The following is a 13,949-nucleotide window of genomic DNA, read 5'->3' as shown; positions in this document are numbered from 1 at the left end:
TGTGGTTAAGCCGCCTATGCTGTGCGGATCCTTCCGCAATAATAGGCCTGCATTGACGTTTTATCCCGGGCAGCCCTACGTTTTGAAGGTGGGGCCAAGAACATGACCAAGCACGCATTGCATAAAGTGGATTGAAGGAACAGGCACATTAGGTCCAACTGAGAGGAGGCCCGTTTTATGATCTCGTCTGCAATTCTTCAGGAGGTTATTGAACGGATTGGCAAGTACTGTCCCTGGTATGTTCATAGGCTTGGTGCTCTTCAGATAGACGAATCTTATCGATTGGAACAACTGCCGCTGATCACCTCATCCGTTCTGGAGAAGCATTATTATTCAGACGATAATCCGCTTCAAGGCTCAGAAGGACTTTACAAATACCGCACGTCCGGCACCAGCTCGGGCAGACGCAAAATCATATATTATTCCGAGGCCGATGAAGCGGAATATATGCGGATTAAGCTGAATGTTTTCCGTACCGTTTTAGGCACGTCCGGCTATCGAACCGCCTTGGCGGATATGGGAACGGGCCATGCGGAAGCGACGGCCGTCCAGGTGTTCAGGGAACTGGGAATGGAGGTTGAATCGATTCCCTACACGCTGCCGATCGAACAGCATTTGGATCGATTGCAAAGCTTTCGGCCTGAGGTGCTCTACACGATGCCGTCAATTTTGGAGCGTATACTGCTTGCTTCCGAGCATCCCGAGGCATATGGCATCCGCCATGTTATTCTCGTGGGGGAGATGGCCCCTGCCGGTTGGATCCGGCGTGCCGCCGAACGTCTTGGCATTGATGAGGAACGGATTACGGATACGTACGGCTCCATTGAAATGGGTACGATAGCCTATCATTCGCCGCAGCACGGACGTTATTTGCTGGCCGAGGGGTTGAGTGCTGAAGGGGTCGGGGCAGAAGATCTCGGCGAAGGGATAGAACCGCTTCCCGGGAAGGAACAGGTGCTTGTTCTGACTTCGACGGTACGGGAGGCATTTCCTGCGATACGTTATGTAACGTATGACGTGGTTCGAGATTTACGCCCCATTACCGTAGACGGGGTGGAGCGGATGAGTTTTCAGAGCATCGTCAAACGAATCGGGCCGGACCTCAAGCATGGCGAGAAGATTAGCATTTACGATATCGAGGATGTCGTGAACCGGCACCTCTCGCGGGTAAGCGTTCGCGTCCATATGGATAGAGAGGGACTAAAGGTATTTGTATACGGTACCGATAACGATGGGCTGAATCGTGCGGACAACGCCGTGACGCCGGAAATGCTGGAAGCCATCCGGCAGGATTTGGAGGAACGCATACCGGAGATCGGGGCGATGATCCGGTCGGGAATCATCGGCCGTATTCGGGTGGCGGGCGGCAGCTTTCAAGATGAGGAACAGCGCCGGTCGGTAAAGCACAAGAAAATTTACTATGACAAAAATGAGGGATCGTAATGAAGCTCGAGGGAGGTATTGTCGATACCATCGGCGACACGCCGCTTATTCGCCTGTCGCAGCTGTTTCAAGATGCTCCGTTTGATGCTTATGCCAAGCTGGAGGGCATGAATCCCGGAGGAAGCGGGAAGGACCGGCCTGCGCTTTATTTACTGAAGGAAGCAATCCGCCGCGGGGATATTACGGAGCGCAGCGTCGTAGTAGAGTCCAGTTCAGGGAATCTGGCCATCAGTCTGGCCCAGTTGTGCCGCTATCTGGGGCTGCGTTTTATATGCGTGGTTGACCCCCGAACGACCGAGCAGCATAAGAGCATCATCCGCGGCTTTGGAGGAGAAATCGATCTCGTATCCGAGCCTGACGAGGAAACGGGCGAGTTTTTGCCGGCGCGAATACGGCGGGTAAAGGAATTGGTTCGCCAAATTCCGCATGCTTATTGGACGAATCAGTATGGGAACCTGGACAACAGTTTGTCCCACACCGAGATGACGATGAAGGAAATTTGCGATGAGCTGGGGCCCATCGATTATTTGTTCTGCGGCGTCAGCTCCTGCGGCACGATTCGCGGCTGCTCGGACTATATAAGGTCCAAAGGTCAGCATACCAAAATTGTGGCCGTCGACGCTGCCGGAAGCGTGATTTTCGGCGGAAAGAAAAGCTCCCGCCGCTTTCCGGGCCTAGGGGCGGGCATCGTTCCGGGGCTGTATCATCCGGAGGTAGCGGATGAGGTGTTGTATGTGTCCGACCGGGATTGCGTGGAAGGCTGCCGTCTGCTTGTAAGGAGAGAGTCCATTATGGCGGGCGCATCATCGGGCGGCGTCATTTCAGCGATGCTTCGCATGAAAGCACGCATTCCCAAAGGAGCCGTATGCGCAGCGATCCTGCCCGACAGGGGGGAACGGTACATGGATACCGTATATAACGATGATTGGGTGCGGCGGGAGCTTGGTTTCGATCCCCGTTTGCCGTAAGGAGGGGGAGCATGCTTTATCTGAACGATAGCCATATCCAGGAACTGGGAATCGACTGGCAAGTTTTGATCGGTATCATAAAGGATGTTATCCGGGTCGAGGATGCGGGCGACTGCGTGTTTCCGCTTAAGCCCTATTTGAGATTCGGAGACCCCGGGAACCGGATCATTGCGATGCCGGCTTATGTGGGAGGAAGCTTCGACCTGGCCGGAATCAAATGGATTGCCAGCTTTCCGCAAAACCATCTCCACGGACTGCCGCGCGCGCACAACACCGTCATATTAAACGATACGGAGACGGGAGAACCGCTGGCCTTTCTGAACAGCGGAATGCTGAGCGGACTCCGGACGGCGGCGGTCAGCGGCGTGATGCTTCAAGCTTATGTTGAGGCCAGGCAGCCCCCTGGATTGAAAATGGGCATTATCGGCTGGGGGCCGATCGGTCGTCTTCACTTGGATATGTGCGCCGCGGTTCTCGGCGGGAAGCTGGAGCAGGTTATTTTGCATGACCTTCGAGGAATTGATCCCGAAACCGTACCCGCCGAATTGCGGGACATTACGGTTATAACGGATGATTGGCGCACCGCATACCGTCAAGCCGACGTCATCGCTACCTGTACGGTTTCGGCGAATCGGTACATTGACGAGGCCCCGGAGGAGGGAAAGCTGCTGCTGGGTGTTTCCCTTCGCGATTACATTCCCGAAAGCGTTGCCCATATCAATACGATCGTGGTCGACGATTGGAATGAAGTTTGCCGGGAAAATACCGATGTGGAGCAGCTGCATCTCCGGTACGGTTTGCAATCGTCGGACGTCCGTACGCTGGCCGATGTGGTTTGCCGCGGCGCCCTCTTCCGCAGGGAAGCAGCGGGCACGGTCTATTTTAACCCGATGGGTTTGGCTATTTTCGATATTGGGATCGCTGGACATTACTGGCGCAAGGCGGTTAAGCTTGGCAAGGGAGTAAAGCTCCCGTAAGGCGGGAACTAGACGGAGCAGGAATATATTTGTTATAATGTAAACAATTCATTCCAAGAAATGCGAGGTAACGCGATCCGATGAAGTAAGACACCCTTTCTTTTCCGACAACTGCAAGTTTAATGCAGGCGTTTTCTCTACGGCGGTAGGGGGAAAGATTTGGTGTGTCTGAAAACAAGGATACGTTGCCCTTCAATTTATCGGGTAAGCATAAGCTCATGGAATCTCTCTTTGCTGCTTTTGCAAAGAAGGTGCTGGAAGTGGAATGGACAGCCGGGATGGAAGTCCGCGGAGCTTTTATGCGTATACTGAATTCAGATAACTTATTCTTTTCCGGTCATCCGCCGCAGACAATCGTCTGCGGTTTTTTCGTGAGTTTTCACATGGAAAGGATGAAGGAAAATGACAACGATTTTAAAAGCGACAGATCTCAGCATCGAGCTGCAAGGAAATATTTTATTTGAAAATGTTCAATTGGAGATAGCGGAAGGAGAAAGGCTGGCGTTGTTTGGACGCAACGGCTCCGGGAAATCCACTCTCTTGTCCATATTGACGGGCGTAAGGGAGCCTTCGTCCGGCAGGTTGGAAATGATCCTTCCGCGCCACAAATGGGGATGGATGAAGCAGCAGGATCAGCATGATGACGATCTATCGGCTCTTGATGCCGTAAGGCGCGGCAGCAGCGAAAATTTATGGAAGCTAAAGCAAGGGCTTGCCGAAGCCGAACGCCTCATGGAAACGGTTGAGACAGAGCAAAATCCGGAGGTGCTGGAGAAGTACGGCCACATGCTTGGCGAGTATGAGACGCTCGGCGGGTTCCAGTGGGAAACGGAAGTGGAAAAATCCATGACGATGCTGGGCCTTGGAGCCGAGCTGTGGCCGGTTTCCTTTCACCAACTGAGCGGCGGGCAAAAAACGAGGGCCATGCTTTCGTCACTTCTCGTTTCGGAGCCGCAGTTTCTGCTGCTGGATGAACCGACCAACCATCTGGACGGGGAAAGTTTGCGTTGGCTTGAACAGTGGCTCGCTTCCTATAAGGGTACCGTATTATTTGTGTCCCATGACCGGGAGTTTATCGATAGGACGGCGACCGCTGTCTGCGAGCTGACGTCGGAAGGGCTAAAGCGTTATAAGGGAGGCTATTCCGATTACCGGAGGGAGAAGGAGAGGGAACTGCGGGAGCATGAGGCTCTTCACCGGAAGCAGGAGCTCGAACGGAAAGCCCTTGAGGAATCGATCCGCAATTACCAGGAATGGTTTCATCAGGCGCATGATTCCGCCGCCGCACAGAATGAGGTCAAGATCACGGCAAGCTTTTATAAAGCGAAGGCGAAGAAAAATGTTTCCCGCTACCATGCCAAACAGAAGGCGCTGGAACGCCTGAAAGCGGAGGCCGTGGGCAAACCGCGGCAGGATCCGAAACTGCACATGAAGCTCGGGGCGGAGGAATTCGGCGCCCGGACTCTGATCCGCGTCGAAGAAGTTTCCTTCGGATACGGAAGCGGACTTCTGTTTGACAAGCTGCGCTTCCAATTGTCGAGAGGTGACCGTCTGGCTGTCCGGGGGCCGAACGGCAGCGGCAAGACGACGCTGCTGAAGCTGCTGCTGGGAGAACTGGAACCCGTAGAGGGGCGGATCATTCGGCATCCGGCGCTGAAGATCGGCTACTTCTCTCAGGAGTTGGAAGGTCTTAATCTGAGTGCGACCCTGCTTGACAGCCTGCTCGGCCTGCCGGATATGACGCAAAGCAGGGCACGGACGCTGCTGGGCTGCTTTTTGTTCAGCAGGGATGACGTATTCAAAACCATCGGGGATCTCAGCATGGGGGAAAAGTGCAGAGCCGCCTTCCTGAAGCTCTATTTCAGCGGCGCCCATTTGCTCGTTCTGGATGAACCGACCAACTATCTGGACGTGGACACAAGGGAAGTGATCGAAGACGTGCTTCAATCCTACCCGGGAGCGATCGCGCTTGTTTCGCACGACAGGTATCTCGTCCGCAAGATCGCTAACCGGCTGCTTACGCTGAATGGGGACGGGAAGCCGGTCTGGTTCGAAGGAAGCGTACAGGAGGAGGAAGAGCAGGCATCGCGCACCCATGTAATCCGGGGAGACAGCGGGAAGGAGAACCGGCGGATGGAGCTGGAATACCGGATTCAGGAGCTTCTGCTTGGAATATCCGGCGACGCTACGGAAGAAGAGGGACAGATGAGGGAAATCCGGGCGCTGCGCCTGGAACTGGAACAGCTCCGCGACAGCTAACGTTCATGCGTTCAAACACAGGTTCAGCTGTTCATTAAGTTATAAGCTTCTTGAATGCGCGAAGTATTCTGACCGAGGATTAATGATAGGAGATGAAAAAGATGACGGCAGACGAAATCGTGAAGTTCATCAGCAAGGAGCTGGAAGGAGTTCCGGGAATCGCAGGAGTCGTGCTGGGCGGGTCCAGGGCCAGAGGCAATGCCGGGCCCGCCTCGGATATCGATATCGGCATATATTATGACGAGTCAGACGGTTTCAGCGTCGGTGATTTGAGCCGGATCGCTGGCCAGTTTGACGACGAGCACCGGGAAAACCTGGTTTCCCCGCTTGGCGGATGGGGTCCGTGGGTGAATGCGGGCGGCTGGCTGGTGGTCCAAGGCCTGCACGTCGACCTTATACTGCGCGATATTAACCGGGTGTCGCGGGTGATCGACGATTGCTTGTCGGGAAACGTTTCGACGCATTACCATGCCGGACACCCGCATGCGTTTTTGAATGTAATGTACATGGGAGAAGTGTCCGTCTGCAAAGTCTTATCTGATCCTAACGGGAAAATAGCGGCATTAAAAGCCAAGACGAATCCTTATCCTTCCGAGCTGCAAAAGGCCTTGATCGGCTATTTCAGGTTCGAGGCCTCCTTTTCTTCAATCCATGCGGACAGCAGCGCGAGCAGAGACGATATTTCTTTTGTCGCCGGTTGTTGCTTCCGGACGATAGCCTGCATGAATCAAGCCCTGTTCGCCAAGAATAAGGAGTACTGCATCAACGAGAAAAAGGCGGCGGCCTTGGTTAACGGTTTTTCGGTCAAACCCAAGGATTACAAGGAGCGCGTCGACAGGATCTTTACCCTTCTTTCAACGGATGAGACCCAAACAAGAGAAGGCGTTGACCTGCTAAAGGAGCTTGTCCGGGAAACCGATATGCTGCTTGATCAATAGAAGTTTTTTCGACAACCGGCCACAAGAACAAGCATATTAACTTGTCATTCGAGAGATAATTGAATATAATAATGGCTATATATGCTGATATATTGAAATGCGTTGAAGGAGAAGAGTAAGCAGTGCCTCTGTACAGGGAGGAGACACCGGAGATTGAGAGTGTCTCTATGGAAACAGGCTGCCGAAGTTCGCTCCGGAGCAGTTCCCTGAACCCGGCGCTTTGCCGTTCAGTAGGGGATATCGGGTTCCGATCCGTTACGTCGGTCAAAGTGAGTTCGAGGTATTGAAGCACGGAATAACTTGGTTATTTTAGCCTTTAAATCCGGACTAACAAGGGTGGTACCACGGTCTTTTCGTCCCTTTCGGGAGAAAAGGCCTTTTTGTTTTGGTTGACCTGTCTAGACATCTTGAGACCATGAAGGGGGCATGAAAGGCCATGAAGGAAAAATTGTTGGCATTAAAACAGGAGGCTCTCGGCCTGCTGCGGGAGATCGCGGATCCGAACAGCCTGAACGATCTGCGGGTTAAATATTTGGGCAAAAAAGGGGCCTTGACCGAAATTTTGAGAGGAATGGGATCCCTCAGCGCGGAAGAGCGTCCGGTTATCGGCCAGGTGGCCAATGACGTGCGCGGCGCGATTGAAGCAGTGATATCGGGCAAACAGGAGGAATTCCAGCGGAAGGAAACCGAAGAGCGCCTGCGCGCAGAAAAGGTTGACGTTACCCTGCCGGGACGGAAGCTCCCTCAAGGGTCCGTGCATCCTCTTAGCAAAGTGATTCAGGATATCGAAGATATTTTTATCGGAATGGGTTACCGCGTGGCGGAAGGCCCGGAGGTGGAGACGGATTATTTTAACTTTGAAGCCTTGAATCTTCCGAAGAACCACCCGGCCCGCGATATGCAGGATTCCTTCTATTTGACCGAGGATCTGCTGATGCGTACGCAAACCTCGCCGGTGCAGGCCCGGACGATGCTGGAGATGAAAGGGGAAACCCCCGTCAAAATCATTTGTCCCGGCCGCGTGTTCCGTCGGGACGATGATGATGCGACTCACTCCTTCCAATTCCATCAAATCGAGGGGCTGGTGATCGGAAGCGGCATCCGGATGAGCGATTTGAAAGGCACGCTGCTTCAGTTCGTTCGCGAAATGTTCGGGGAGAACACGCAAATCCGGCTTCGTCCGAGCTTTTTCCCGTTCACCGAACCAAGCGCCGAAGTTGACGTATCCTGCGTGAAATGCGGCGGCAGCGGCTGCCGGGTATGCAAGCAGACGGGCTGGCTGGAAATTTTGGGCTGCGGCATGGTGCATCCGAAAGTACTTGAGATGGGCGGATACGATCCGGAGAAGTACAGCGGTTTCGCTTTCGGGATGGGCGTGGAACGGATTGCGATGCTGAAATACGGCGTGGACGACATCCGGCATTTCTATAATAACGATATGTCGTTCCTGAAACAGTTTGCTCGGATCTAACTTAATCAAAAGAAGGAAGTGAACGGACATGAGAGTATCAACGGAATGGTTGTCCCAATATATTTCCCTGGACGGCGTCACGGCTGAAGACCTGGCTGGCCGAATCACCTCGGCGGGGATCGAAATTGATATTATCGAGGACCGGAACCAAGGCATCAACAAGGTTGTCGTGGGATACGTAAAGAGCAAGGAAAAGCACCCCGATGCGGATAAGCTAAACGTCTGTGTCGTTGATGCGGGACAAGGCGAGGACCTTCAGATCGTCTGCGGAGCCAAAAACGTCGACGCCGGCCAGAAAGTGCCGGTCGCGCAGGTCGGCGCGAAGCTCCCGGGCGGCCTCGATATAAAAAAAGCGAAGCTCCGCGGCGTCGTTTCCCAAGGCATGATCTGCTCCGCGAAAGAGCTGGGCATGAACGACAAGCTGCTTCCGAAGGAGCTGCAGGAAGGCATTCTGGTTCTGCCGGAGAGCACGGAAATCGGTACGCCGATCCTAAAAGTGCTCGGACTGGACGATAAGGTTTTGGAGCTGGATCTGACCCCGAACCGGTCGGACTGCCTGAGCATGCTGGGTACGGCTTATGAGGTCAGCGCGATTTTGGGACGCGAGCTGTCGCTTCCGAAGCCCGAAAAGGACCTTGTAGAGGTCAGCGACGCGGCCGAGCGGCATATTTCGGTATCCATCGAAGCCAAGGGAGAGTGCTCCCATTATGCGGCCCGCTATATTACGGGCGTTACGATCGGGTCATCGCCGCTCTGGATGCAGAATCGGCTGATGGCCGCAGGCGTACGCCCTATCAACAATATCGTGGATATTACAAACTACGTCATGCTGGAATACGGTCAGCCGCTGCATGCGTTTGATGCGGACCGTCTGGAGGGCGGATCGGTGCTGGTTCGGATGGCCAGCGCCGGAGAAACGATGGTGACGCTGGACGGCCAAGAGCGTCGTCTGGAGCCTCATATGCTCGTGATTACGGCGGGAGACAAACCGGTGGCACTGGCAGGTGTCATGGGCGGCCTTACTTCCGAAGTGACGGACGGCACGGTCAACATTTTCCTGGAGTCGGCCAAGTTCGACGGAGGAACGGTTCGAAAAAACGTCCCGTCAGCTCGGCCTTCGTTCCGAGGCCAGCTCCCGTTTCGAAAAAGAAGTGGATCCGGCGGCAGTCATCCCGGCTTTGAACCGTGCGGCAGCTCTCATGGCCGAATATGCCGGAGGAACCGTTCATCAGGGGATCGTCGAAGCCGGGGCCGCAGCGGTCGAACCTAAGGTCATCACGCTTTCCCTGGAAAAACTGAACCGTCATCTGGGCACGGACCTGTCCATGCTTGAGGTGAAAACGCTGTTTGCCCGCCTTCATTTCGATTGCGGCGATGCCGGAACGGGCCTGATCGAGGTAGAGGTTCCGACCCGCCGCGGGGATATTTCGCTTGACGTGGATTTGATGGAAGAGGTTGCCCGTCTCTACGGCTACGATAATATCCCGACGACAGCCATCGAAGGAGCGACGACTCCTGGCGGATTGACGAAACCTCAGGCCGTACGCCGTGCCATCCGCCGTCTGCTTACCCATGGCGGATGGCAGGAGGTGCTCGGATATTCCTTCATTCATCCGGAGCAAGCCGAGACGTTTACTTTGCTCGGAAACGGCGGCAAGGCTGTGAAGCTGGCCATGCCAATGAGCGAGGATCGCAGCGTGCTGCGCACAAGCGTGATTCCGCAGCTTCTCGACATCGCTGCGTACAATGCCAATCGGAAGCAGCCGGATCTGGCGCTGTTTGAAATCGGAAACTTGTTTCATACGGAAGAGGAAACGCTGACGAAGCAGCCGCAGGAACGCCCTGCGCTCGGGCTTCTGCTATGCGGCCGTCGCGGGAACAAGCAGTGGAACGTGCAGCCTGAAGCGGTCGATTTCTTCGATCTGAAGGGTGCGCTTGAAACGGTTATCCAATATTTAGGTATTCCATCCGAAGAGGTCGTGTTTGCGGCGGACCGTCCGGCGGATTATCACCCGGGCCGCTCCGCTTCCATTTACGTTCAGGATGGCGAAAGCAGAGTGCTGCTGGGAACGCTCGGCCAGATTCACCCCGAGCTGCAGCAGGCAAAAGATCTTCAAGATACGTACGTCGCGGAAATATTGCTCGAACCGCTCTATGAGCTTGCGAGCAGCGAAATCGTCTACCGCGATCTGCCGCGGTTCCCGGCCATGGAGAGGGATCTTGCCATCGTGGTGGATGAATCGGTCGAAGCCGGTGCCCTGATGAGCACCATCCGCGAACACGCGGGAGAGCTGCTTCAAAACGTGCAGGTATTTGACGTATTCACCGGCAGCAAGCTCGGCGAAGGCAAGAAGAGTGTGGCGATCGCTTTGACCTACCGCCACCAGGAACGGACGCTGACCGACGATGAAGTGACGGGAGCCACCGATAAAGCGATTCAAGCGCTGACGGAAACTTTTGGCGCCGAATTAAGAAAATAGCAGGAATTGGGGGAAGCCGCATCGAATTACACCATTCGATGCGGTTTTTTGAAATATAAGAAGGCATAGGATTTCAATTTCGCTTCGGATTTATATGACTCTCGGAACACATCGCCTTCTTAAAAGGATGAATGGCTTTCGTTTCTACTTGCACCGGATGATAAGCCATGGAGGCGTAACGCTTCCTCACCGATAAATGAATCTGGGAAAATACGGTCTGGCTGACACGAGGTTCGTCTAGAAGAGCTTTCTCATATATAATGTAGAAAGGTGATAGACCGTAAAGACATCTTAGATCAACAGACAATCGAAGGAGGGCACAACTGTGACTACACCTGACCGTACACGCGTTACCGTGGAAATCTACGGAACTTCCTATAAACTTGTGGGCAGCAGCAGCGAATATATGAAACAAGTTGCCAATTATGTGGACGAGCGGATGCGCTCGATTTCCAAGGCACACTCCCGTTTGGATACGCCGAGAATTGCCGTTCTTGCGGCAGTACATATGGCCGAGGAAGCTGTGCAGATGCAGCAGTTTCAGAACGAGGTCAAGTTGCTGACGGCTGAGCGGAGCGAGCTCCGTTCGGAGCTGGCCCGGATCCAGGGCATTCTTCAGGAACAGCAGCAGCATTTCAAGCAGCACACCGAGGATTTGGAACGTCGGCTTAACGAGCAGACAGCCCTTGCGAAAGAACTGGGTACCGCCAAAGATGCTTTGAATGCCGAATCGGAGCGAACCAAAGAGCTGCTGCAGAAGGAATCCCGGCGTGTGTCCGAGCTGCTGAAGGAAAAGCAAAATCTGGAGAATACGCTTTCCCAGCGGACGTCCGAGTGGGAAAAGAAGCATAAGCAGACGATCGACGATTTAAAAAACCAGCATGCGGCGCAGTTGGAGCAGCTGCAGAAAAGCCATAAACAATCGGCGGAGCAGCACGAGTCCAATCATAAGCGCCTGCTTCAGCAGGCAGAACAGAAACATGCGCAGGCCTTGGAGGAGTTGAAGCAAAGCCACAGCCAGACCGTCCAGGGGTTGGAACAAAAATATAAGCAGTCTGCCTCCGAGCAGGAATCCCTGCTCAAATCGTCCATTCAAAATTTGGAGAAAAAACTGGCCGAGCAGCAAAATGCGGGCCGTACGCTGCAAACTCGATTTGAAGGAAGCGAGAAAGAGCTGGCTGCCGTTAAGGGCGAGTCTTCCAAGCTTAAGGAGATGCTGCAGCAAACGCGGAGTCAGCTTGAAATTTCGGCGAAAGAGCTTCAATCGGCCAAGGAGAAAACGGATCAGCTTACTCAGGAGCGGGATGGATTGAAGCAGGAGGCCGTAAAGTCGGAGGAAGAACGCCGCCGTCTTCAAAAGCTTGTGGTGGATGCAAATCAGAACTCGAGAAAGCTGCATGACGATATCCAGCGTTTGAATACCGATGTCGAATCCTGGAAGAAACTTGCCGAGCAGCGCAAAGAGGAGATCGGAGATCTGGAAATGCGCATGGTTGAAGCGCTCGAGGTCACGGAAACCCTGGAAGAGGGCATGAAAAACCTTCAGGAGGAACTGCAGGTTCTTAAGGGCGAGGCTGAGCGCGAGGCTTCGCGCCGTCATACCGCCGAACAGGAGCTGAACGAGCTTCAGCTTCAAATGGAAGAGATGGAAAAAGCAAGCCGTGAGGCAGCGGACAGGGAAGAAGAAACGCGAAAGTTGTACGAAATGCTGGAGGAAGAATACGATTCCGTATCTTCCCAGTTGGAGCATCTTCGTAAATCGGCAGCCGAGCGCGACGGACGCGATCATGAGCTGAGCGCCATGCTTAAATCTGCAGAAGAAGAGCTTCATGTATGGCGTACGAAGTATGAGGGTCTTTCGGAAGAACGCCGGGATTGGGAGAAAACGGAGGAAACGCTCAGACGGGAGCTCGATGCCTGGCAGCAGCAGATCGCGGCCTCTAGCGAGACCTGCGAACAACTGGAAGAGGAGAAGAAAGAGGCGGCCGAGGAGCTGTCCCAGCTCGGTGAAAAATATGAGCTCGTCATGCACCAATACCGACTGCTTCAAGCCGAACGGGAGCTTCAGCTTGAGAATTCCGCCAAGCTGGAGGAGGAGCATCGCAAGCTTCAGGAGAGTATTCCAAACTTCAGGTGGAGTACAACGAATGGATTGAACTGATTGAGCAGGACCAAAGCTGACAAGAATGTACGGAAAGACGGGAATATGCTCCACGTATTCATCATATCGACATAGAAAACCTCCAGATTCGCAAGAGTTCTTGGAATGCTGGAGGTTATTGTTTTTGTCTCCCTGGTTATAGAGGGAAGCTTATTCTGGCCTACTCCTCGATAATCAGTTTGGAGATCATCTTCGTATGTCCGGGTCCGCACATGATGGAGCAGGAGATATCGAACTCGCCTGTTTTGTCCGGAGTAACGACCGCGGAGTCGTTTTTGCTGTCCAACTGCAGATTGAGGGCCGGGATCAACACGCCGTGGTTGCCTTCCTCGTTCTTGAAGGTAATCTTAACGGGCACGCCTTTTTTTAGGGTGTATTCCTGTTTATCGAATTGGTAGTTGGTGGCGCTAATGACCAGCTCGGCTTCCGGGGCTACCCCTGTATCCGTAACGCCGGTTTCGTTCGGCGAAGCTGAGTCTTTATCCCCGCCGCAAGCCGCCAAAACAAACAGCAACATGCAGGAAACTATCAATGCAAGCGTTTTTTTCATAAAATTCTCCCCTAACTTTATATATTGTGTGAAAATTTCTTCTATAATGATAACGTAAAAATTTGGTTTGTGCGCTGAATTGAATATGAATAATTGGTGAACTTCCTTTGGGATTTTTTTCATGAAAAAAAGCAAGTCCCTGCATTTAAACAGGAACTTGCTTTTCCGAACCGGCTTCGGATTTTACTTATTCTCGTTTTTATTCTTGTCGAATGGCGTTGCCAGCGGAATGAACAAATCGATAATTCCGATGACAAGGGCAGCCAGCAGTGCTCCGAGAACGGTCACTCTTACGTCGGCAATGAGGAATTGAGCGACGTAAATGACAAGAGCGCTAACCAGAAATCCGACAATGCCCCGCCCGAACGGGGTAACCCGTGTTCCAAATACGCTTTCGATGATCCATCCCAGAACGGCGATGACCAGAGCAAGCAGCAGGGCGCTTCCGAATCCCCCTACGCTGAACAGCGGAACGATCCAGCCCACAATCATCAGAATAAGCGCAGAAACGATGAAACGTATGACATGCCCGAGAAATTGCATCGAACGGCCTCCTTATTAAGCTGCAAATTTACGCAAACTTATTTTGTTCCGATTTCAAGTGAGTTATGTGTGGAAGGATTTATCGGCCAAAATCCTGAAAATAGCGAAAATGGATGGTCTTCGATATAATAAAGGCAATGATTGAGAGGAGTTGTGAAC

The 13,949-nt window shown here is 53.3% G+C and carries 10 protein-coding genes, 1 pseudogene and 1 other annotated feature; of the genes and pseudogenes, 9 read left to right on the top strand and 2 right to left on the bottom strand.

Annotated features, from left to right (window positions below):
* The first annotated feature begins 177 nt into the window (after positions 1 to 177).
* The 9 genes and pseudogenes from XI25_RS17295 (at position 178) to zapA (ending at position 12,697) form a co-directional block, all read left to right on the top strand.
* Positions 178 to 1,443 carry an AMP-binding protein gene (locus XI25_RS17295; protein WP_046678653.1) on the top strand — a complete coding sequence of 422 codons (1,266 nt, stop codon included), beginning with the start codon at positions 178 to 180 and terminating at the stop codon, positions 1,441 to 1,443.
* Positions 1,443 to 2,411: a 2,3-diaminopropionate biosynthesis protein SbnA gene (gene sbnA, locus XI25_RS17290; RefSeq protein WP_046678654.1), complete on the top strand. Its 969-nt coding sequence runs from the start codon at positions 1,443 to 1,445 to the stop codon at positions 2,409 to 2,411. Before XI25_RS17295 ends, sbnA begins: the two co-directional genes overlap by 1 nt.
* A gap of 11 nt (positions 2,412 to 2,422) precedes the next feature.
* The gene (locus XI25_RS17285; RefSeq protein WP_046678655.1) at positions 2,423 to 3,388 is read left to right on the top strand and encodes an ornithine cyclodeaminase; all 966 of its coding nucleotides are present in this window, start codon (positions 2,423 to 2,425) and stop codon (positions 3,386 to 3,388) included.
* A gap of 164 nt (positions 3,389 to 3,552) precedes the next feature.
* Positions 3,553 to 3,852 carry a hypothetical protein gene (locus XI25_RS17280; RefSeq protein ID WP_046678656.1) on the top strand — a complete coding sequence of 100 codons (300 nt, stop codon included), beginning with the start codon at positions 3,553 to 3,555 and terminating at the stop codon, positions 3,850 to 3,852.
* Positions 3,791 to 5,647 (top strand): ribosomal protection-like ABC-F family protein, encoded by a 1,857-nt coding sequence (abc-f, locus tag XI25_RS17275; RefSeq protein ID WP_046678657.1) that lies wholly within the window; start codon positions 3,791 to 3,793, stop codon positions 5,645 to 5,647. The genes XI25_RS17280 and abc-f overlap by 62 nt, the downstream gene beginning before the upstream one ends.
* Positions 5,648 to 5,748: 101 nt before the next feature.
* A complete protein-coding gene (locus tag XI25_RS17270) occupies positions 5,749 to 6,585 on the top strand; it encodes a nucleotidyltransferase domain-containing protein (RefSeq protein WP_046678658.1) in 837 nt (278 codons plus the stop codon).
* Between the two features lie 93 nt (positions 6,586 to 6,678).
* Positions 6,679 to 6,949 (top strand) — a binding site (T-box leader).
* 72 nt (positions 6,950 to 7,021) lie between these two features.
* On the top strand, positions 7,022 to 8,056 hold the full coding sequence (gene pheS / locus XI25_RS17265; RefSeq protein WP_046678659.1) for a phenylalanine--tRNA ligase subunit alpha: 1,035 nt from the start codon (positions 7,022 to 7,024) through the stop codon (positions 8,054 to 8,056).
* A gap of 28 nt (positions 8,057 to 8,084) precedes the next feature.
* Positions 8,085 to 10,536, top strand: a pseudogene (gene pheT / locus XI25_RS17260) (phenylalanine--tRNA ligase subunit beta).
* A gap of 325 nt (positions 10,537 to 10,861) precedes the next feature.
* Positions 10,862 to 12,697 (top strand): cell division protein ZapA, encoded by a 1,836-nt coding sequence (gene zapA / locus XI25_RS17255; RefSeq protein ID WP_235439826.1) that lies wholly within the window; start codon positions 10,862 to 10,864, stop codon positions 12,695 to 12,697.
* Between the two features lie 160 nt (positions 12,698 to 12,857).
* Here the strand turns inward: zapA and XI25_RS17250 are convergent, their stop codons facing one another.
* Positions 12,858 to 13,247: a cytochrome c oxidase subunit II gene (locus tag XI25_RS17250; RefSeq protein ID WP_046678895.1), complete on the bottom strand. Its 390-nt coding sequence runs from the start codon at positions 13,245 to 13,247 to the stop codon at positions 12,858 to 12,860.
* A 183-nt stretch (positions 13,248 to 13,430) separates the two neighbouring features.
* Positions 13,431 to 13,790 (bottom strand): phage holin family protein, encoded by a 360-nt coding sequence (locus XI25_RS17245; RefSeq protein ID WP_046678661.1) that lies wholly within the window; start codon positions 13,788 to 13,790, stop codon positions 13,431 to 13,433.
* Positions 13,791 to 13,949 lie beyond the last annotated feature (159 nt).

The organism is Paenibacillus sp. DMB20 (assembly GCF_000987955.1).
GTDB lineage: Bacteria > Bacillota > Bacilli > Paenibacillales > Paenibacillaceae > Paenibacillus_AQ.
Note: the sequence above shows the minus strand (reverse complement) of the source record. Positions and strands in the feature narration are given on the sequence as shown.